The sequence below is a fragment of the Pseudomonas sp. GL_135 genome (genome assembly GCF_057834665.1).
Genome location: NZ_CM174408.1, coordinates 4152997 through 4174631 on the forward strand (window position 1 = coordinate 4152997; position 21635 = coordinate 4174631).

Annotated in this window: 17 protein-coding genes; 14 read left to right on the forward strand and 3 right to left on the reverse strand. The window is 61.2% G+C overall.

The genetic code is table 11. From position 1 onward, the window contains the following. Positions 1–58: 58 nt before the first annotated feature. On the forward strand, positions 59–913 hold the full coding sequence (locus AC3ISG_RS18450; protein ID WP_489297643.1) for a pirin family protein: 855 nt from the start codon (positions 59–61) through the stop codon (positions 911–913). A 30-nt stretch (positions 914–943) separates the two neighbouring features. On the opposite strand, the gene AC3ISG_RS18455 is transcribed toward AC3ISG_RS18450, so the two are convergent. After that, positions 944–2173, reverse strand: coding sequence for a patatin-like phospholipase family protein (locus AC3ISG_RS18455; protein WP_489299554.1), 1230 nt, complete (start codon positions 2171–2173; stop codon positions 944–946). A 22-nt stretch (positions 2174–2195) separates the two neighbouring features. Continuing rightward, the gene (locus AC3ISG_RS18460; protein WP_272635395.1) at positions 2196–3128 is read right to left on the reverse strand and encodes a lipid A biosynthesis lauroyl acyltransferase; all 933 of its coding nucleotides are present in this window, start codon (positions 3126–3128) and stop codon (positions 2196–2198) included. 142 nt (positions 3129–3270) lie between these two features. Here AC3ISG_RS18460 and minC point away from each other — a divergent pair, with 142 nt between their 5' ends. The 6 genes from minC (at position 3271) to AC3ISG_RS18490 (ending at position 10784) form a co-directional block, all read left to right on the forward strand. After that, positions 3271–4017, forward strand: coding sequence for a septum site-determining protein MinC (minC, locus tag AC3ISG_RS18465; RefSeq protein WP_122537815.1), 747 nt, complete (start codon positions 3271–3273; stop codon positions 4015–4017). Positions 4018–4217: 200 nt separating this feature from the next. Beyond that, the gene (minD, locus tag AC3ISG_RS18470) at positions 4218–5030 is read left to right on the forward strand and encodes a septum site-determining protein MinD (RefSeq protein WP_037013830.1); all 813 of its coding nucleotides are present in this window, start codon (positions 4218–4220) and stop codon (positions 5028–5030) included. Next, positions 5030–5284: a cell division topological specificity factor MinE gene (gene minE, locus AC3ISG_RS18475; RefSeq protein WP_037013831.1), complete on the forward strand. Its 255-nt coding sequence runs from the start codon at positions 5030–5032 to the stop codon at positions 5282–5284. Before minD ends, minE begins: the two co-directional genes overlap by 1 nt. Before the next feature lie 151 nt (positions 5285–5435). After that, positions 5436–6071, forward strand: a complete 636-nt coding sequence (locus AC3ISG_RS18480) for an RluA family pseudouridine synthase (protein ID WP_489297644.1) — start codon at positions 5436–5438, stop codon at positions 6069–6071. 1031 nt (positions 6072–7102) lie between these two features. Next, the gene (locus AC3ISG_RS18485) at positions 7103–8392 is read left to right on the forward strand and encodes a M18 family aminopeptidase (RefSeq protein WP_074890571.1); all 1290 of its coding nucleotides are present in this window, start codon (positions 7103–7105) and stop codon (positions 8390–8392) included. 202 nt (positions 8393–8594) lie between these two features. Then, positions 8595–10784 (forward strand): mechanosensitive ion channel family protein, encoded by a 2190-nt coding sequence (locus AC3ISG_RS18490; RefSeq protein WP_489297645.1) that lies wholly within the window; start codon positions 8595–8597, stop codon positions 10782–10784. A 6-nt stretch (positions 10785–10790) separates the two neighbouring features. Here AC3ISG_RS18490 and AC3ISG_RS18495 read toward each other — a convergent pair whose 3' ends face one another. Continuing rightward, positions 10791–11510, reverse strand: coding sequence for a UTRA domain-containing protein (locus AC3ISG_RS18495; protein WP_122623098.1), 720 nt, complete (start codon positions 11508–11510; stop codon positions 10791–10793). A gap of 360 nt (positions 11511–11870) precedes the next feature. Between AC3ISG_RS18495 and AC3ISG_RS18500 the strand changes: the two genes are divergently transcribed. The 7 genes from AC3ISG_RS18500 to AC3ISG_RS18530 all read left to right on the forward strand — a co-directional run bounded on the left by AC3ISG_RS18500 (position 11871) and on the right by AC3ISG_RS18530 (position 21633). Continuing rightward, complete coding sequence (locus tag AC3ISG_RS18500) at positions 11871–12938, forward strand: ABC transporter substrate-binding protein (RefSeq protein WP_489297646.1); 1068 nt, start codon at positions 11871–11873, stop codon at positions 12936–12938. Positions 12939–13086: 148 nt separating this feature from the next. Next, complete coding sequence (locus AC3ISG_RS18505; protein WP_489297647.1) at positions 13087–13893, forward strand: alkaline phosphatase family protein; 807 nt, start codon at positions 13087–13089, stop codon at positions 13891–13893. Beyond that, complete coding sequence (locus AC3ISG_RS18510) at positions 13890–14732, forward strand: ABC transporter permease (protein WP_489297648.1); 843 nt, start codon at positions 13890–13892, stop codon at positions 14730–14732. Before AC3ISG_RS18505 ends, AC3ISG_RS18510 begins: the two co-directional genes overlap by 4 nt. Beyond that, positions 14719–15516 (forward strand): ABC transporter permease, encoded by a 798-nt coding sequence (locus AC3ISG_RS18515; protein WP_489297649.1) that lies wholly within the window; start codon positions 14719–14721, stop codon positions 15514–15516. The genes AC3ISG_RS18510 and AC3ISG_RS18515 overlap by 14 nt, the downstream gene beginning before the upstream one ends. 1 nt (position 15517) lies before the next feature. Further along, positions 15518–16504, forward strand: a complete 987-nt coding sequence (locus AC3ISG_RS18520; RefSeq protein WP_489297650.1) for an ABC transporter ATP-binding protein — start codon at positions 15518–15520, stop codon at positions 16502–16504. 133 nt (positions 16505–16637) lie between these two features. Then, complete coding sequence (locus AC3ISG_RS18525; RefSeq protein WP_489297651.1) at positions 16638–17291, forward strand: HAD family hydrolase; 654 nt, start codon at positions 16638–16640, stop codon at positions 17289–17291. A gap of 157 nt (positions 17292–17448) precedes the next feature. Continuing rightward, a complete protein-coding gene (locus tag AC3ISG_RS18530) occupies positions 17449–21633 on the forward strand; it encodes a hypothetical protein (protein WP_489297652.1) in 4185 nt (1394 codons plus the stop codon). Positions 21634–21635: the final 2 nt, after the last annotated feature.

Genomic DNA, 21635 nt, shown 5'->3' on the forward strand with positions numbered 1-21635 from the left:
TCCATCGCCTCAACAGGCCTACCATAGGCGCCATTCCCCTTTTGCCGGAGTGAGCCCCATGCCCCCATTTCGTAAAGTGCTGTCGATCCAGGCCGGCCAACCGACGTCCGACGGTGCTGGCGTCAAGCTGACCCGTGTGTTCGGCGGGCCCGGCATCGAAGCCTTCGACCCGTTCCTGATGCTCGACGAGTTCGGCTCCGAGAATCCCGACGAGTACATCGCCGGTTTTCCACCCCATCCCCACCGCGGGTTCGAGACCGTGACCTACATGCTCGAAGGCCGCATGCGCCATGAAGACCACATGGGCAACGTCGGCTTGCTGCAAGGCGGCGGCGTGCAATGGATGACCGCTGCACGCGGCGTGATTCACAGCGAAATGCCCGAGCAGGAGAAAGGCGCCATGCGCGGCTTCCAGCTGTGGCTCAACCTGCCGGCCAAATCGAAGATGGGCAACGCCGGTTACGACGACATTCAGCCCGAGCGCATTCCGCGCATCACCACGCAGGACGGCGTCGACGTCGTGGTCATCGCCGGCCAGTTCGACGACGGCCACACGTCCCAGGCAGGCGCCGTGCAGCGTCCGGACACCGAGCCGCAGTATTTCGATTTCCACATGCCTGCCGGCAGCCTCATCAGCCCGCGCGTCCCGGACGGCCATCGCGTGCTGCTGTACGTGTACGAAGGTGAAGTCGAGATCGCAGGGCAGCCACAGAAGTTGGGTACGAGCCGTCTCGCGCGATTGTCGGAAGATGGTGAGATTCAGCTGAACACTCAGGCGGGTGCCCGCGTGCTGCTGATCGCTGGCAAACCGCTGGGCGAGCCGATCGTGCAATACGGCCCGTTCGTGATGAACAGCCGGGAAGAAATCGAACAGGCCCTGCGGGATTTTCGGGATGACAAGCTGACCGCGTGATTGCCCTCGACCCGGCCTTCAGCAGAGCAACTACTCCAACTGCAGGAACCGCATCAACTCATCCTTCTGGGCCATCGCGTCTCGACGGCCCAGTTCGATGAGCTCGCTGCAGTAACCCGACTCAAACAACAGATAACTCAATACCCCTGCCCCACTGGTTTTGGTCGCACCCGGGCCGCGCAGAAACGTGCGCAGCGCCGGGGGCAATTCGCGGCGATGACGGGCGGCGATTTCATCGATGGGCTGGCTGGGCGAAATCACCAGCACCTCCACCGGCGCCAGGGATTGAATGGGCGTCGAGTCTGACGACTGCGGCTTGGGCACGTCGGGCCCGGGCAGCATGCGGCTGACGATGTTCAGCCGCTCCAGCAATTCGATGTCGCTTTCGAGGCTGTCAATGAATGTGCTGTTGAGCATGTGCCCACCGATCTGCGCGAGACTCGGTTGGACGCCACGGACCGCGCGCGGCACAGACGGATTCGCGCCAGGGCCACGGGGGTTGCCGCTGACGCCCACCACCAGCACGCGGTTGGCGCCCAGGTGCAGCGCCGGACTGATGGGCGCCGATTGCCGCACCGCGCCGTCACCAAAATATTCCTGTCCCAGCTTCACTGGCGCAAACAGCAAGGGAATGGCCGAACTGGCCAGCAGATGGTCAATGGTCAAGCGCGTTGGCAGGCCGATCCGGCGATGCCGCAGCCAGGAATCGATCGTGCCCTTGCCCTGATAAAACGTGACCGCCTGCCCCGACTCGTAACCGAATGCGGTGATCGCCACCGCGCGCAGATGCCTGGCTTCAATGGCTTCGTCGATGCCGTCGAGGTTGAGCCGCGCGGTCAGCAGGTCCTTGAGCGGCGAACTGTTGAGCAGTGCCACCGGCACCTGCTGGCGGCCGATGCCCAACAGGCTGCGACCGAAGAATCGCGCGGCCTGCCGGACGACCCCGGGCCAGTCGCTGCGCAACACTTGATGGCTGCGAAAGCCCTGCCAGAAGTCAGTGAGTTCGTGGATTGCCGTACGAAACTGCGCGGCGCCGCTGGCCAGCTTCACCGCATTGATCGCGCCGGCAGAGGTGCCAACGATGACTGGAAAAGGATTCTTGGCGCCGACAGGCAGCAGGTCAGCGATGCCGGCCAGTACGCCCACCTGATAGGCCGCGCGGGCACCGCCGCCGGACAGGATCAGCCCGGTAACCGGCTCGACGCCGGGGGCTAGCGCTGAGGCGTGGCGCACCGCTTGTTGTTCTGTGGTGCTTGTCATCATGGGGATTGAGCTCTTGGTTTCAGCCACGCTTCTTGTACAGCTTCGGCTCACCCGGCGGCCGGCTCTTGAAACGCCGGTGCGCCCACAGGTATTGCTCGGGGCATTCGGTGACGGCGCGCTCGACCCATTGATTGATGCGAATGCAATCCGCCTCGTCGCTCTCCCCCGGGAAATCGCTCAGGGGCGGATGGATCACCAGCTTGTAACCACTGCCATCGGCCAGGCGCTCCTGAGTAAACGGCACGACCAGCGCGTGGCCGAGCTTGGCGAATTTACTGGTGGCCGGCACGGTGGCGGCCTGAATGCCGAACAGCGGCACAAAGATGCTTTGCTTGGCGCCGTAGTCCTGATCTGGCGCGTACCAGATGGCCCGGCCCTTGCGCAGTTGCTTGATCATGCCGCGCACGTCTTCGCGCTCGACGGCGATGGAATCCATGTTGTGGCGCTCGCGGCCGCGACGCTGCACGTAATCGAACAGCGCGTTCTTGTGCTCGCGGTACATGCCGTCGATGGTGTGCTGCTGGCCGAGCAAGGCCGCGCCGATTTCCAGGGTGGTGAAATGCAGTGCCATGAGGATCACGCCATGGCCGTCCAGCTGCGCCTGCTTTAAATGATGAAGACCTTCGATGTGCGCCAACCGCGCGAGACGGGGCTTGCTCCACCACCAGCTCATGGCCATCTCGAAAAAAGCGATGCCGGTGGAGGCAAAGTTTTTCTTGAGCAGGCGTTTGCGCTCGGCTTTCGAATACTGGGGGAAACACAGTTCGAGGTTACGCGCGGCGATCACCCGTCGATCGGTCGCCTGGTAATACATGACCCAGCCCAACGCACGGCCAATCACCAGCAACACGCGAAACGGCAACTGCACGATCAGCCAGAGCAAGCCCAGCCCCAGCCATAGCAGCCAGAAGCGGGGATGAAGAAAGTGAGCTCGAAAACGCGGGCGATCCATTACAGCTTCCGTCAGGACAAAGGCGGGCATTCTACATCGGTTCGCGCGGATCGTGCCGCCGTCGGTTGCGCCTCCCTTGCGGCTGGCGGGCGTTATCGTTATAAGTCTCGGCACTTTTAGCGACAAGCCGCTGTATGCCGACATGAGCCAAATCGAATTGCAAGACAAGGAACCCGTGTTCCAGCTAAAGGGCAGCATGCTGGCCATCACTGTGCTGGAACTGGCCCGCAACAACCTCGAAGCCTTGGATCGTCAACTGGCGGCAAAAGTCGCCCAGGCGCCGAACTTCTTCAGCAATACACCGCTGGTGCTGGCGCTGGACAAGTTGCCGCCGGATGAGGGCGCGATCGATCTGCCGGCAATGATGCGCATCTGCCGCCAGCATGGGTTGCGCACCCTGGCCATTCGCGCCAACCGGATTGAAGACATCGCCGCCGCCATTTCCATCGACCTGCCGGTGCTGCCGCCGTCGGGTGCGCGCGAGCGACCGCTCGATCCGACGGAAGGCGAAATCAAAAAGAAGCCGGAAATCATTGAAAAGCCGCCCGAGCCGCTGATTAAGCCGACCAAGATCATCACCGCCCCCGTGCGCGGTGGTCAGCAGATCTACGCCCAGGGCTCGGATCTGGTGGTGATTTCCTCGGTCAGCCCCGGCGCCGAACTGCTCGCCGACGGCAACATTCACGTATACGGCCCGATGCGCGGCCGCGCGCTGGCGGGGATCAAAGGCGATACCAAGGCACGGATTTTCTGCCAGCAGATGGTCGCCGAACTGATCTCCATCGCCGGCCAATACAAGGTGTCCGAAGACCTGCGCCGGGATCCGCTGTGGGGCGCCGGTGTGCAGATCAGTCTGTCCGGCGACGTGTTGAACATCACCCGTCTTTAACGGATACTGCGCCATTTTTAAGCCACTCTGATTCGTCGCGAAAACGACGCGAAGGCACCGAGACGTTCGGGCTATTTTTTTGTTCTCCCGAACAGGAATTCCGTCACGGGTTCCGATCACCGCCCTCGCCCGCTTTGGTTGCGCCGTCATGAGGGGCTCTTCAGGGACTCAACGTCCTTTTCCTCTAGGGGTGATACACCTTGGCCAAGATTCTCGTGGTTACATCCGGCAAGGGTGGTGTGGGCAAGACCACCACCAGCGCCGCCATCGGTACCGGTCTCGCACTGCGCGGCCACAAGACAGTAATCGTCGACTTCGACGTCGGCCTGCGTAACCTCGACCTGATCATGGGTTGCGAGCGTCGCGTCGTTTATGACTTCGTCAACGTAGTCAACGGCGAAGCCAACCTGCAGCAAGCGCTGATCAAGGACAAGAAGATCGAAGGTCTTTACGTCCTCGCCGCCAGCCAGACCCGTGACAAAGATGCGCTGACCAAGGAAGGCGTTGAAAAAGTCCTGATGGAGCTCAAGGAAACCTTCGAGTACGTCGTCTGCGACTCCCCTGCCGGTATCGAGACGGGCGCTCACCTGGCGATGTATTTCGCCGATGAAGCCATCGTCGTGACTAACCCGGAAGTGTCCTCGGTTCGTGACTCGGACCGCATGCTGGGCCTGCTGGCCAGCAAGTCCCGTCGCGCCGAGCGTGGTGAAGACCCGATCAAGGAGCACTTGCTCCTGACCCGTTACAACCCTGAGCGCGTGAGCAAGGGCGAGATGCTGGGCGTTGAAGACGTCAAGGAAATCCTCGCGGTGACCCTGCTGGGCGTGATTCCGGAGTCCCAGGCCGTACTCAAGGCATCCAACCAGGGCGTGCCGGTCATCCTTGATGATCAGAGCGACGCCGGCCAGGCGTACAGCGATGCCGTTGACCGTCTGTTGGGCAAGGACCGTGAGCACCGCTTCCTGGACGTACAGAAAAAAGGATTTTTCGAACGCCTGTTCGGGGGTAACTGATGAGCATTTTTGACTTCTTTCGTGCCAACAAAAAGCCCAGCACCGCGTCGGTAGCGAAAGAGCGTCTACAGATCATCGTGGCGCATGAACGCGGCCAACGCAGCACCCCGGATTACCTGCCCGCCTTGCAGAAGGAGCTGGTCGAGGTGATCCGCAAGTACGTCAATATCGGTAACGATGACGTGCATGTCGCCCTTGAAAACGACGGCAGCTGCTCGATTCTGGAACTGAATATCACCCTGCCTGATCGTTGATCGACAAGGCAGTCGCCACGGCGGCCCGGTTGCCTGAAGCCCTTTGCGGGATCAGGCAAGCGCGCCGCCGTTGGCGTTCCTGAAGACCTGTTTTCTGCGCCGCGATGGCTGTTTCGATCGTGCGGCGCCTGTTTGAGTGATGAGGCTTTCAATGCCGCTGTCCAACGTTCATATCCTCCATCAGGACGACGCTGTCCTGGTGGTGAACAAGCCTACCCTGCTGCTTTCAGTCCCCGGTCGCGCTGACGATAACAAGGACTGTCTGATTACCCGCCTGCAGGAAAACGGCTATCCCGAGGCGAGAATCGTCCACCGGCTGGACTGGGAAACGTCCGGGATCATTTTGCTGGCCCGTGACGCGGACACCCACCGTGAGCTGTCCCGGCAGTTCCATGACCGCGAGACGGAGAAGGCCTACACGGCACTGGCCTGGGGTCAGCCGGCGCTGGACAGTGGCAGTATCGATTTGCCGTTGCGCTACGATCCGCCGACCAAGCCGCGTCATGTGGTGGATCATGAGTTGGGCAAGCATGCGTTGACGTTCTGGAAGGTGCTGGAGCGGTATGACGCGTATTGTCGGGTTGAGCTGACGCCAATTACAGGGCGATCGCATCAGTTGCGGGTGCATATGTTGTCGATCGGGCATCCGTTGCTGGGCGATGGTTTGTATGCGCATCCGGAGGCGCTGGCGGCGTATCCGCGGCTGTGTCTGCATGCGAGCATGCTGGCGTTTACCCATCCGGGGACGGGTGAGCGGGTTCGGTTTGAGTGCCCGGCGCCGTTTTGATCGGGTTAGTCAGAACAGCGTGAAGATCAAGAACATCTGCCTAACGGCAGATCATTTCGCCTTCGGCGAGTTACTTGGAAAAGCACCCCAAGTAACCAAGGGTGCCTGCTCTCGGTTTGGCCCCTCGTTCCTCGGGGTCCCTTCACTCCGGTCCCGCTCCGTGGGCCCGCCGCCATCCGCCATCCATGGCGGGGGGCGGCTCTCGCGGCATCCATGCCGCTCGGCCCACTCCGCGAAACCTCCGTTCAGCCTGCACCTAAGTCGCGTTTCGCGGTGTCTGGACTTTTTGTGTAGGAAGATCAAAAGCACAGCAACAGCAACAGCATTCGCGAGCAAGCTCGCTCCCACAGCGAAAGGGGCGGTCTGCAAAACTACCAGCGCACATACTGGCCTCTTCCCGGCTAAAGCCGGTCCTACCAAGAAATCGCATGCATCCAGTGGGATTGGCCTCGACTGTGCGATTGGCCTCGACTGTGGGATTGGCGCCGACTGTAGGACCGGCTTCAGCCGGGAAGCTGTTGATCTTACGATCGAGCCCACGCTCTGCGTGGGTATGCATCCGAGGACGCTCCGCGTCCATTCCCGGCTGAAGCCGGTCCCACTAAAAAGCGCACTGTGTCCCCCGCGTAGGACCGGCTTCAGCCGGGAAGCCTTTGATCTGCTTTTGATCTTCGAACACACAAAGTCCAAACACCGCAAATCGCGACTTGGGTGCAGGCTGAACGCAGGTCTCGCGCAGTGGGCCGAGCCGCATGGATGCGGCGAGAGCGCCGTCAGGGCATGGATGCCCGTTCGGCGCGGGCCCACGGAGCGAGACCGGAGTGAAGGAACCCCGAGGAACGAGGGGCCCAACCAGGAGCACAAGCCCTTGGTTACTTGGGGCTTTATCAAGTAACTCGCCGAAGGCGAAACGGTCTGTCCCCAGACAGACGCTCTTGATCTTAAGGATCTTGATCTTGATCTTGATCTTGATCTCGATCAAAACACCTTTTGGCCTGTAAACTCCCGCCCATTGCTGCCTGGAGTAACCTATGCGCGAAGAGTTGAATCAAGGCCTTATCGATTTCCTGAAGGCCTCCCCCACCCCCTTTCATGCCACCGCCAGCCTCGTCCAACGCCTCGAAGGCGCCGGCTACCAGCGCCTTGACGAACGCGAGCCCTGGTACACCGAAGCCGGCGGCCGCTACTACGTCACCCGCAACGACTCCTCCATCGTCGCCTTCAAACTCGGTCGCCTGTCGCCCCTCACCGGCGGCATCCGCCTCGTGGGTGCCCACACCGACAGCCCGTGCCTGCGCGTCAAACCACAACCCGAACTGCAACGTCAGGGCTTCTGGCAACTGGGCGTCGAAGTCTACGGCGGCGCCCTGCTTGCGCCGTGGTTCGACCGCGACCTCTCCCTCGCCGGCCGCGTCACCTTCCGTCGGGACGGCAAAGTCGAAAGCCAACTGATCGACTTCAAGCTGCCGATCGCCATCATCCCCAACCTCGCGATCCACCTCAATCGCACTGCCAACGAAGGCTGGGCAATCAACCCGCAGACCGAACTGCCACCGATCCTGGCCCAGGTCGCCGGTGACGAACGCCCCGACTTCCGCGCCCTGCTGACTGATCAACTGGCTCGCGAACACGGCCTGAATGCCGACGTCGTCCTCGATTACGAACTTAGCTTCTACGACACCCAAAGCGCCGCCGTCATCGGCCTCAACGGTGACTTCATCGCTGGCGCCCGGCTCGACAACCTGCTGTCCTGCTTCGCCGGGTTGCAAGCGTTGCTCAATGCCGACGGCGACGAAACCTGCCTGCTGATCTGCACCGACCATGAAGAAGTCGGCTCGACGTCCGCGTGCGGTGCCGACGGCCCGATGCTGGAGCAAGTGCTGCAACGCCTGCTGCCGGAAGGCGACGACTACGTGCGCACGATTCAGAAGTCCCTGCTGATCTCCGCTGACAATTCCCACGGCATACACCCCAACTACGCTGAAAAGCACGACGCCAACCACGGCCCGAAACTCAATGCCGGCCCGGTGATCAAGGTCAACAGCAACCAGCGCTACGCCACCAACAGCGAAACGGCCGGCTTCTTCCGTCATTTGTGCATGGCCGAAGAAGTGCCGGTGCAAAGCTTCGTCGTGCGCAGCGACATGGCCTGCGGCTCGACGATCGGCCCGATCACTGCAGGTCATCTGGGCGTGCGTACCGTCGACATCGGCCTGCCGACCTTCGCCATGCACTCGATCCGCGAACTGGCGGGCAGTCAGGATCTGGCGCATCTGGTGAAGGTGCTGTCGGCGTTCTATGCGAGTGCCGAGTTGCCTTGATCTCAAGCCACTGGTGAAAGCAGGCCGATCCATGTCCTTCACGGGTCATGGAAACGGCCTGCACATCGCGCTGTCCCGGACTTCACAATTCCCCCTCGCCACACCCCCCATCCCCTCGTAAACTCATCCGCCTCTGCTTGACCCTGCACGGCTCCCATACCGCGCTACTTCAAGCGCCTGTCTATTCGAGGTTTGTTTCCAGGTGATCGCTCCCACCCGCCTTTCCCTTCTGCCCCGCCTCTTCCTGCTTTGCCTGCTGGCGCTGTTCCCGTTTGCGTTGACCCACGCCGCTGGCCTGCCAAGTCTGCTGAGTGGCGGTGACAAGACGCAGCCTCAGGCCCAGGAACCGTTGGGGCAGTCGCTGGACGAGGTCATTACGTCGCTGGAAAACGATCAACAGCGCAGCAAGTTGCTCGATGACCTGAAAAAACTGCGGGACGCCACCAGGAAAGCGCAGCCGACGGTGGAGCAAGGCGTGCTGGGCCTTATCGGCAGCTCGCTTGCCGGGCTGGAAAAACAGTTCACCGGCGCAGACAGCCCGCTCAGCCGCTGGGCGGACGAGGCAGGTATGGCGGAGGACGAGCTGATGGCGCTGATGCTGCCGGCCAACCAGTGGTGGCCGATCATCTGGGGCTTTGCCGTGGTCCTGGCGATCTGGGGGCTGCTGGCGGCAGCGCTGATCTGGCTGGGCCACAAGGTCCGTTTGCGTTTCGGCCTTTCCGCCGAACTTCCGCAGCACCCGCGCCTGTCGGACATGCTGCGCTTCGCGTTGCGCAAGCTGGGCCCGTGGCTGGTGGCGCTGGTGATCACGATCTACCTGAGTTACTCGTTGCCGCCGTCCCTGGGCCGGGATCTGGCGATGGTGCTCGCCTACGCGCTGGTGGTGGGCACGCTGTTCTCGGCGGTGTGTGTCATCGCGTTTTCTCTGCTGGACGGCCCGCACCGGCACCAGGCGCTTTACATTCTGCGGCATCAGGCATTTCGGCCGCTGTGGTGGATTGGCAGCTTCGCCGCGTTCGGCGAGGCGTTGAGCGACCCGCGTCTGGTCGCCAGCCTCGGCGTGCACCTGGCGCATACCGCCGCGACCCTGGCCAATGTCATGGCCGCACTGTCCACCGGTCTGTTCATCATCCGCTTCCGTCGCCCGATCGCGCACCTGATCCGCAATCAGGCGCTTGAGCGTCGCCTCAAACGCCGCGCCCTGAGTGACAGCATCGAGGTGCTCGGCACGTTCTGGTACCTGCCAGCGCTGGTGCTGGTGGGCGTTTCCCTGTTCGCCACGTTTTTCTCTGCGGGCGACACCAGCACCGCATTGCGTCAGGCCCTGATCTGCACCGTGCTGCTGGTGATGTGCATGGTGATCAACGGCCTGGTACGGCGTCATTCGCTCAAGCCAAGCCACGCTCACAAGCGCCACGCGCTGTATTCGGACCGCCTGAAGAACTTCTTCTATACGGTCGCGCATTTGCTCATCTGGCTGGTGTTCATCGAACTGGGCCTGCGCGTATGGGGTGTGTCGCTTATTCGATTCGCCGAGGGCGACGGCCACGACATCAGCGTCAGGCTCATCGGCCTGGCGGCCACGCTGATGTTCGCCTGGCTGATCTGGATTCTCGCCGACACAGCCATTCACCACGCCCTCACCCGCTCGCGCAAAGGCCTGGCGAATACCCGCGCGCAAACCATGATGCCGCTGATCCGCAACGTGCTGTTCGTGACCATTTTCATCATTGCGCTGATCGTCGCCCTGGCGAACATGGGCATGAACGTGACGCCACTGTTGGCCGGTGCGGGTGTGATCGGTCTGGCCATCGGTTTCGGCGCGCAGTCGCTGGTGGCGGATTTGATCACCGGGCTGTTCATCATCATCGAAGACTCGCTGGCCATCGACGATTACGTGGACGTCGGCGGTCACTTGGGCACTGTGGAAGGGCTGACGATCCGCACCGTACGCCTGCGCGACATCGACGGCATCGTCCACACCATCCCGTTCAGCGAGATCAAAAGCATTCAGAATTACTCGCGGGAGTTCGGGTACGCGATTTTCCGCATCGCGATTCCGGCGAGCATGAACATCGACGACGCCCTGAAGATGATCCGCGACGTCGGCCAGAAGATGCGCACCGACCCGCTGCAACGACGCAACATCTGGTCGCCGCTGGAGATTCAGGGGGTAGAGAGTTTCGACTCGGGCAACGCCATTCTGCGCGCACGCTTCAAGACCGCGCCGATCAAGCAGTGGGAAGTGTCGCGGGCGTTCAACCTGTCGCTCAAGCGTTATCTGGATGAAGCCGGCATGGACCTGGCGACGCCGCGCCTGAACGTGCAGGTCAGCACCAGTGGCGGGCGTGTGAATAAGGTGCGTGAGAGGAAGGACGATGCCCCGGTGTAAGTCGGCCTAGATATCCGCCACCACCGCGCTTACGTGAATCGCGTCATGGCGCCAGTATTCCAGATCGCAATCGATCAGCCGTCCGCGCTGGTCATGGTTGACCCGAACAATACGCAGGCCCGGGCTGCCGATGGAGACTTTCAGCGCCCCTGCCGCTTCCACGGGTAACGCCGTGGGCACCATCTCGAAACGCACCTGGCCATAGCGAATGTCGTAATGGCTGGCGTAGAGTTCGGTCAGCGACTGGTTCAGGTCGAGATCGAGGATCTGCGGGAAGTAATCGGGGTTGAGGTAGTGTTCGACGTAGAGCACCAGCCGTTCATCGATGCGACGAGCGCGGCAGATCTGGATCACGCTGGACAACGCCGGCAATTGCAGCAGCCCGCAGATCACGGCCGAAGCCGGTTGCAGCCGCGCGGAAATCACTTGGGTCGCAGGCACTCGGCCCTGAGCCTGAACCATCGCGTGAAAGTGGCTGCGGCGCATCAGGTCATAGGCCAGTCGCGGCGGCGAAATGAACCAGCCACGCCGCTCCTCGCGGTAGATCAAACCCCGCGCCTCAAGCTGCACCAACGCTTCGCGCAAGGTGATGCGCGTGGTGTCGAAGACCTCGCTCAGCTTGCGCTCAGCCGGCAACTTGCTGCCCGGTGGCAACAGACCATGTTCGATCTGTTCTTGCAGCGCGTTGCAAATGGTCGTCACCGCTCGGGGTATTTCGTCGCGCATTGCGTTACCTATCTGGACTAGACCAGCGCTATTAAAGGGCGGAGTCGCTCGTTGACCGGCCCGTTTCGGTGCTCCAGAGCCTAGGCAGCCTAGATGACCATTGCGTGACATTCCAGCCAGGAGCGGGCGCAACACCAGCGCTCAGCAAATCATCCGGGCCTTTCAGATCAGGCGCTTGAGCATGGTCTACGCTCATTCCACAGCAACTGGCCGGGCTGTGTCTCGCCCCAGCAAGAGTCGGTCCAGACACGAAAGCGTCATGTAACTCGCCTAACTTGGCTCAGGTATTGCTGACCTAGACCAACCATCCGCAACGAACACTTCTATGAGTCCGTCGAGAAGTGCACAAAGGAGCTTCGAATGAAACACCTTTTGCTGGCATCACTCCTGGGTTCGGCCATCGCGCTGAGCACTTCGGCCATGGCCGCCGACACCGACCTCAAAACACTTGAAGCCGCCGCCAAGGCTGAGGGCGCGGTCAACAGCGTGGGCATGCCCGATGACTGGGCCAACTGGAAAGGCACCTGGACCGACCTGACCGCCAAGTACGGTCTGGTGCACATGGACACCGACATGAGTTCAGCTCAGGAAGTGGCCAAGTTCGATGCGGAAAAAGACAACGCCAGCGCTGACATTGGCGACGTGGGTGCAGCGTTCGGCCCGATCGCTGTGGCGAAGGGCGTGACTCAACCGTACAAGCCGAGCACTTGGGCTCAGGTACCGGACTGGGCCAAGGATAAAGACGGTCACTGGGCATTGGCCTATACCGGCACTATCGCTTTCATCGTCAACAAAAAGCTGCTGCACGGCTCGGACGTACCGACCAAATGGGCTGACCTGAAGAACGGCAAGTACAAAGTCACCATCGGTGATGTCAGCACCGCGGCCCAGGCGGCTAACGGCGTACTGGCCGCTGCGATCTCCATGAAAGGCGATGAAACCAACCTCGCGCCGGGTCTGCAGCTGTTCACCGAATTGGCCAAGCAGAAACGCCTGGGCATCAACAATCCGACGATCCAGTCGATGGAAAAAGGCGAAGTGGAAGTGGGCGTGGTCTGGGACTTCAATGGCCTGAGCTACAAAGCCAAGATGGCCAATCCTGACGACTACGTGGTGCTGATCCCGTCCGACGGTTCGGTGATCTCGGGCTACACGACGATCATCAACAAGTACGCCAAGCACCCGAACGCTGCCAAGCTGGCCCGTGAATACATCTTCAGCGACGCCGGCCAGATCAACCTGGCCAAAGGCAACGCACGCCCGATCCGCGCCGAGCACCTGACGCTCCCGCCAGAGGTCCAGGCCAAGTTGTTGCCCAACGAGCAGTACAAGAACGTGACGCCGATCAAAGACGCTGCGGCATGGGAAAAAACCTCGAAAGCCCTGCCACAACAGTGGAACGAGCAAGTCATCGTCGAGATGCAGTGATCCTCAACTGCTAACGCAGCCCCCTTGTAGGAGTGAGCTTGCTCGCGATTTCGGTGTGTCAGTCAACCTGTCTGTCGCAGGCATACCGCGATCGCGAGCAAGCGCACTCCTACAGTAATGTTTGGCGATCCACCCTCCGGAGCGGCACATGAAACACAACGTCATCCTCATCCTGCTGGACGGCCTGAGTTACAGCGTGGCGCACCATGCGATGGGGCATTTGCTGGCCTACCGAAACGCAGGCCGTGCGGCGTTGTACAAGCTCGAATGCGAACTGCCGTCGCTGTCACGTCCGCTGTATGAATGCATTCTGACCGGCGTGGCGCCCATAGACAGCGGCATCGTGCACAACCAGGTTTCCCGGCTTTCCAACCAGCGCAGCGTGTTCCATTACGCCACCGACGCCGGACTGACCACCGCCGCTGCCGCGTATCACTGGGTCAGCGAGCTGTACAACCGCAGCCCGTTTGTGGCCGCGCGCGACCGTCACACCGATGACGTCGACTTGCCGATTCGGCACGGGCATTTCTACTACGTCGATCACTACCCCGATTCCCATCTGTTCGACGATGCCGAGCATCTGCGAACCGCCCACGCGCCGCACTTCTTGTTCGTGCATCCGATGAACATCGATGACGCCGGCCACAAGCACGGCCTCGACACCCCGCAGTACCGCAACAGCGCTCGCTCCGCCGATATCATCCTCGCCGAGTACCTGCAGCGCTGGCTCGATGCGGGCTATCAAGTGCTGGTGACCGCCGACCACGGCATGAACAACGACCGCTCCCACAACGGCGTGCTGCCGGAAGAACGCGAAGTCCCGCTGTTCGTGCTCGGTGATGCCTTCAGCCTCGACCCCGATGCGCAACCGAAACAGACCGAGCTCTGCGGCACCGTCTGCGAACTGCTCGGTGTGCCCCACGACAAACCTGTGTGCAGAGAGGTGCTCAAGTGAATTCACAAAGCCGCGGCAAATGGCTGGCGCTGTTTTGCCTTGTGCCGTTTGCGGTGTTCTTCATCGCCTTTCAGATCGCGCCGCTGGCCTGGGTGGCGATCAACAGCCTGCAATCGGACGCCGGCTGGGGCATCGACAACTTTGTCAAAGCATTCAACTCGCGCTTCTACCGTCAGGCGATGCAGTACAGCCTGGAGATCAGTTTCTGGTCGAGCCTGATCGGCATCGTCATCGCGATTCTCGGCAGTTATTCCCTGCGCAAAGTGCCGTCGCGCCTCCGGGATTTCGTCAGCGCCTTCGCCAACATGACCAGCAACTTTTCCGGCGTCCCGCTGGCGTTTGCCTTCATCATCCTGCTCGGTTTCAACGGCGCGCTGACGCTGATTCTCAAGCAGGCCGGAATCATCGATGACTTCAATCTGTACTCGAAAACCGGCCTGATCATTCTCTATACCTACTTCCAGATCCCCCTGGGCGTGCTGCTGCTCTACCCGGCCTTCGACGCGCTGCGGGAAGACTGGCGTGAGTCGGCCTCCTTGTTGGGCGCCAGCGGCTGGGATTTCTGGCGGCACATCGGCATTCCGGTGCTGACACCCGCGCTGCTCGGCACCTTCGTGATCCTGCTGGCCAACGCGCTGGGGGCGTACGCCACGGTGTATGCGCTGACCACCGGCAATTTCAACGTGCTGCCAATCCGCATCGCCGCGATGGTCGCGGGCGACATCACGCTGGACCCGAACATGGCCAGCGCCCTGGCGATGATTCTGGTGGGGATGATGACGCTGGTGACCGTCGTGCATCAGTGGCTGTTGAAGAGGAGCTACCATGTCTCGCGCTGAACGCCGCCCGCCGGGGCTCTACCACCGCGTCGTGGTGTACTTGCTGTTTCTGATTCTGCTGGCGCCGCTGCTGGGCACCTTTGTGTATTCCATCGCCACCAGTTGGTCAGCGACGATTCTGCCCGACGGCCTGACCTACAAATGGTACGTCGCGCTGTGGAGCGATCCGCGTTTTCTGCGCGCGTCCGGCCAGTCGCTGCTGGTGTGCGTCGGCGCGCTGGTGCTCTCGGTGGTGCTGATTCTGCCGCTGCTGTTCGTCGTGCATTACCACTTCCCCAAGCTCGACGCGCTGATGAACATCCTCATCCTGTTGCCCTTCGCGGTGCCGCCGGTGGTGTCGTCGGTGGGCCTGTTGCAGCTCTACGGCTCCGGGCCGCTGGCGATGGTCGGTACGCCATGGATTCTGATCGGCTGCTACTTCACCGTGGCACTGCCCTTCATGTACCGGGCGATCACCAACAACCTGCAAGCGATCAACCTGGTTGACCTGATGGACGCCGCCCAGTTGCTCGGCGCCAACACCTTTCAAGCCGCGTTTCTGGTGGTGCTGCCGAACCTGCGCAAGGGCCTGATGATTGCCCTGCTGCTGTCGTTCTCGTTCCTGTTCGGCGAGTTCGTGTTCGCCAATCTGCTGGTCGGCACCCGCTACGAGACCCTGCAGGTGTACCTCAACAACATGCGCAACAGCAGCGGTCACTTCAACAGCGCGCTGGTGATTTCCTACTTCTTTTTCGTACTGCTGCTGACGTGGGCGGCCAACCGACTGAACAAGGACAAAGACTGATATGAGCTTCGTCAGTGTCGAAAACCTGCAGAAGAACTACGGCAGCACAGCGGTCTTCAGCGACATCAATTGCGACATCCACAAAGGCGAATTCGTCACCCTGCTCGGCCCGTCCGGCTGCGGCAAGTCCACCCTGCTGCGCTGCATCGCGGGGCTGACGCCTGTGACCAGCGGCAGCATCTTCCTGGATGGCAAGGACCTGGTGCCGGTGTCGCCGCAGAAGCGCGGCATCGGCATGGTGTTCCAGAGCTATGCGCTGTTTCCCAACATGAACGTGGAACAGAACGTCGCCTTCGGCCTGCGCATGCAGAAAGTCAGCACCGATGAAATGAAGCAGCGCGTGGCCGAGGTGCTCAAGTTGGTGGAGCTGAACGAGTTCGCCACGCGCTACCCGCATCAGCTCTCGGGCGGGCAGTGTCAGCGCGTGGCATTGGCGCGATCGCTGGTGACTCGCCCTCGCCTGCTGCTGCTCGATGAGCCGCTGTCGGCCCTCGATGCGCGCATCCGCAAGCACCTGCGCGAGCAGATCCGCGCCATTCAGCAGGAGCTGGGCCTGACGACGATCTTCGTGACCCACGATCAGGAAGAAGCGCTGACCATGTCCGACCGGATTTTCCTGATGAATCAGGGCCGGATCGTGCAGAGCGGCGACGCCGAAACCCTGTACACCGCACCGGTCGACGCCTTCGCCGCAGGCTTCATCGGTAACTACAATCTGCTGGAAGCCGACGCCGCCAGCCGCTTGATGCAACGCCCGATCAACAGCCGCGTGGCGATACGCCCGGAAGCCATTCAATTGAGCCTGACCGGTTCGCTGGAGGGCGAGGTGCGCAGCCACAGCCTGCTGGGCAACGTGATTCGCTATCGCGTCGAGGCTAGAGGCGTGGATCTGGTGGTCGACGTGCTCAACCGCTCGGCCAGCGACTTGCACCCGAACGGCCAGCGCGTCACCCTGCACATCGAAGCGTCGGCGTTATGTGCTGTTTGAAGCGGCAAGCTTCAAGCGACAAGCTGCAAGAAAAAGCTGGATCACCGCCGCTCCCTCTTGCAGCTTGCCGCTTGAAACTTGTAGCTGCGCGCCAGACGCCGACCGAATCCACACTGATTAATGGAGCGCGCGCGTGTCTTTAGCAATTTTCGATCTGGACGAAACCCTGATCCACGGTGACTGCTCCAGCCTGTGGAGCGAGCAGATGGGCCGGCTGGGCTGGGTCGATCCGGAGTGGTTCATGAAGAAAGACCACGAACTGATGGAAGCCTACGGCAAGGGCGAACTGGCCATGGAAGATTACATGGCGTTCAGCCTGGACCCGATGATCGGGCGCACACCGGAGGAAGTGGATTTTCTGGTGGGGCCCTGGGTCGAGGATTACATCGAGCCGATCATTTTCAGCGACGCCACCAAGGCCATCGCCGAACACCGCGCCGCCGGTGACCGCATTCTGATCATCTCCGCGTCGGGCGTGCACCTGGTCAAGCCGATCGCCGAGCGCATTGGCGTTGATGAGGTGCTGGCGATTGATCTGGAAACGGCCCATGGCGTGTATACCGGCCAGACCAGCGGCGTGCTCACCTACCGTGAAGGCAAGATCACGCGGCTGATGGCGTGGCTGGATCAGGAGGGCGAAAACCTCGAAGGCGCGAGCTTTTATTCCGATTCGCGCAACGATTTGCCCCTGTTGCTGAAAGTGGATTTCCCCCACGCGGTGAACCCCGACGCGACGCTGCGTGAACACGCTGAAAAGGCCGGATGGCCTATTCATCACTGGAAATAACATGCTGAAATGGGCCCGGCCACGACGTTGAGGGCTGGCGTCCTGGCACACCGTTAAGCCGACCAAAGGCAGCAAAACCTGTCATTTCTGACAGTAGCCAACTTCCCTGATCCGGCGCTCAATGACTCTTGGCATTCATCGACAGGAGTCCACCGCCATGACCACATCGCCGCATGACGCAGCGCTGCAGACCGCCAACCCTGACCTCCTTGTCGGCCCGGAAATACCCGGCAACACCGGCGAGCTTCCGAGCCCGCCTGCAGCGCCTGGCGAAACACGGCTGGGGGTCAACCACGGCGCTGTCATCGACAACTTTCCAGACAAAGGCTTGCAGCTTTACGTGCCGGTCTGGTCCGTCATGTCCGTGGGTGACAGCGTCAAGGTATGGCTGGACGCCTTGAACGTTGCGACCAAGTTCGTCGTCCCAGGAGAGGTCGGCCAGCGGGTCACCACGTTTATCGACGCCCGTCATCTTCAACCCGGCCCGTACACGGTGAAATACAGTGTCGAGCGTATCGGTCAGACGCCGCTGTCGTCTGACGAAACCAGGATATGGGTCAAGCTCACCCGCCCCGGCGGCCAGGATCAGGACGGCGACACCCCTGGGCACTCGGCGTTGCAGCTGACGTTGCCTGAGGACGTCATCAATAACGGCGTGGATGCAGACGCCGCCGCGGCGGGCGTACCCGTCACGATCGAACCGTACCCGGACATGAGTGAGAAGGACAATGTCAGGCTTTCCTGGGGTGGCTGGTTTGTGGAACATACAGTCACAGAAACCGAGGTCAACAACCCCATAGACATAATGGTCGAGGAGTCGGTCATTCTCGCGGCAGGAGACTCCGGCGCGGAGGGCCTGGCGGTGACCTACGAAGTGTATGACGTGGTCAAGAACCGCTCCGAGGACTGGGCGGCTGAAAAGCGCATCGTGGTGGATACCGGCAACTCACGTCTTGAGGCCCCTTTTGTCGATGAGGCCGTCAACAATGTGCTGGACCTGGATGCGCTGGGGGGCAACCCGGTAACGGTCCAGATCGTGGCGATGAATCGCCTGCTGTTCATGGCGCAGTTCATGGCGTTGCTGGGCACAAAACTGACAGCAACGGTGGAAGCCTCCCTGGGCAAGGGGGCGCTCAAAGGTCTTGCGCCCCTACGAGCCGACTTCGCGGTGGGCGACAAGATCTACGTGAAATTAACCGGGACCACCGCAGACGGCGAACCCCTTTTGTACGAAGCGGAACCGATCACGATCGACCGCGTGGGGCATATCTTCGAGATACCGGTGCCCAATGCGCAGATCCGGCGACTGGCCAAAACCCAGGCTGTGTTTACCTACGACTTGAAGGACGCCACAGACACGTTGAAAGCCGCCTCCAAAGGTGCATTCATTAATGTTATCGGGGAAACCGTGCGCATGGCCGCCCCTGTCGCGCTGGATGCCGAGCAAGGCGCAATCGATCCTGAACTGCCGCAGACCACCGTGCAAATCCCGTGGAATGACAGCATGCAGGCGGGGAACGTCATTACCCTGAGATGGATCGGCAAGAAGCCTGACCTCGGTATTACCGATCCGGTGTTTGACCCGCATGTCATCAGCAATCGAGAAGAGACAAACAAGTACCCGATCAACTTCACGGTGCCCGGCACGCACCTCAAACAGATTGAAGGCGGCACGCTGGAGTTGTACTTCACCCTGGAAAAGGACACCGGAAGCGGGATCGTCAAAAGCGAATCCGCCCATACCGCGCAGATCAATGTCGGTGCGCCTCGTGCCGAACTGCCAGCGCCCGTGGTCGCAGGCGTGGCGAACGGCGTGCTCGATCCAGCCTTGCCTGGAACCACCCTGACCGTGCCGGTTTATACCGAAATGGCGGTGGGCGATGAAGTCGTTTTCTTGTGGCAAGGCAGCTTGGGCGGCGACGTCGAAGACTTCATCACGATCAACTCGATCACGGTGAACAAACCGGTGGTCTTCGACCTTTACCAGGGCGATATCGCGCCCAACGACGGCGGCACCGTTGACGCCTCCTATTGGGTGGAACGCGTCAGCGGCCGGACCAGCAACTCGGACATCAACCACTTCAATGTCGGCGCTGCACAATCCTCCCAGCCGGTCGCGCCCTCGGTTCCAGGCGCAGAGGACGGCACCCTTGAACTCGACGAAGTCTCTGATGGTGCACAGGTCGTCATCGCCCCTTGGGACGGTATGCAAGCCGGCGACTCGGTTTCGCTCAATTGGCAAGACGACAAAGGAACGCCCGCCTACACCGCCAGCAAGAACATAACGGGCAATGGGGTAGGGAAAGAAGTGATTTTTGCTGTCACTCTGGAAGAGGTGCGTAAAAGTGTAGAAGGCAGCGTAACCGTCAATTACATCGTTATGCCATTGCAAGGCGAAGACCGGGTGTCAGTGCCTCTGACGTTTGCTGTCCAGGATGCGCCTGCGGCGCAGTTGCCCGCCCCCACTATCAACGAAGCGGTGGGCTCGACGCTGGACCCCAACGCAGTGCTCAACGGTGCTCATGTGCGCATCAACGTCGACGCACACCTCGATACCGGAGACGAAGTGACCCTGACGTGGGCCGGCCAATCGGGACCGGGCAGCGTGTCACCGAAACAAACCGCGACCGGCCCTGGCGAGATGGTGTTCGACATCGCTTATGCAACCGTTATCGCCAACGATGGGCATAGCGTGATCCTGAGTTATACAGTCAGACGCAACGCTGGCGCCGTTGAAGGCCCTTCGCCGGACGCTATCTACGACGTCAAAACTGATCTGGGCGCAGGCAAACTGAAAATCATGGGGGCACGCTTCAACCGCAGCAGCTACCGGGCCTCAGCCACACCCCGGCGTATCAGCGCCTTCGATTCTACAACCGGTGCTGCGATTTCCGCCCAATGGCAATACGAGGGCGACGCAGACGCCTGGATTCAAGCAACCACCTTCCGTGATACACGCCCTGATTTGGTACTGCGCGTGCGTACCAGCGACGACATCGTAGCCTTGAGTCCGGCCAATATCGTAGGCAGTGGGAATGACACCACCGTCACAGGCGATGCTGCGCTGGTTGCTCATCGCGACGTACATGACATGGTCGGCTGGGGCAATGCTGCATATGGAGGGCAAATTCCCTCAACCATTATCACCATGGACGACGTCGTAGAAGTCAGCTGTACCCGCAGCGCTTATGCAGCACGCCGAGTGAACGGCTACGTGGTTGTGTGGGGCAACCCGGAGGAAGGCGGAAGCTTTCCAGCCGGGGAGAATGTACCGCCTGGTCCTGTTGAAGGTTTTACTCAGGGTGCTGTCCCAACCGTAGCTGACCTTGTCGCCATATCCAGCAATAGCAGGGCGTTTGCGGGGATCAAGTCTTCCGGGAACGTAGTCGCCTGGGGCAGCTACGAAGTAGCCCCTCCTATCGTGAATCCCCCCCTCCGCAATGCTAGAAATGCTAGAGCGGTGGAATCTGGCGGTTTTGTACCTCCGGAAATCGCAGTCCTGACCGACATTACCCGGGTCGTGGGCGCCGGAAACGCCTTCGCCGCTATCAGGGCCACCGGACAAGTGGTTGCCTGGGGAAGTGCCGATGCAGGAGGCACCGTGCCCAATGATATTGTCGGGCTCACCGATATCGTCGAGGTGTCCGGTAACTTCACAGCCTTCGCCGCCATGCGTGGAAACGGCAGAGTGGTCGCCTGGGGCACGGCAGCCAATGGTGGAACGGTCCCCACCAATATCGCCGCGCTGACAGATATCACCGAACTGGGGAGCAGCACTGCTCGGGCGTTTTCCCTGATCAGAGCCACCGGACAGGTGATGACTTGGGGCGATGCGTCCTACGGCGGCACCGTACCTGAGGACATCACAACGCTGACCGACATCGTCGAAGTCAGTGCCACCTGGCAGGCATTCGCTGCCCGTCGAGGCAACGGTCACGTGGTCGCATGGGGACCTGCCACTCATGGCGGCGCGGTTACTGCTGACATCGCCACACTCAATGACATTGTTGAAGTGGTCGGCAACGCCAAGGCATTCGCCGCTCTGCGTCGCAACGGCACAGTGGTTGCGTGGGGTGATGCCACAGTGGGAGGCGATACCACTGCGGTCGTCAGCGAGCTGAACAATGTGCAGGCGATTTACGCCAACAGCCAGAGTTTCGTGGCACTCACGTCCGACGGCAGGGTTGTGACCTGGGGCAATGCCTCAGGTGGCGGTGACAGCAGTACCGTACAAAGTCTGCTGCGCGGAAACGTCTCTTATCTGGCTACGCCGGCTGCGAGAGGTATGGCGCTGAACGCCAGACGCCTGGCCGAAAAAAAAAGCATCGCGGCCGGACCCTAGTT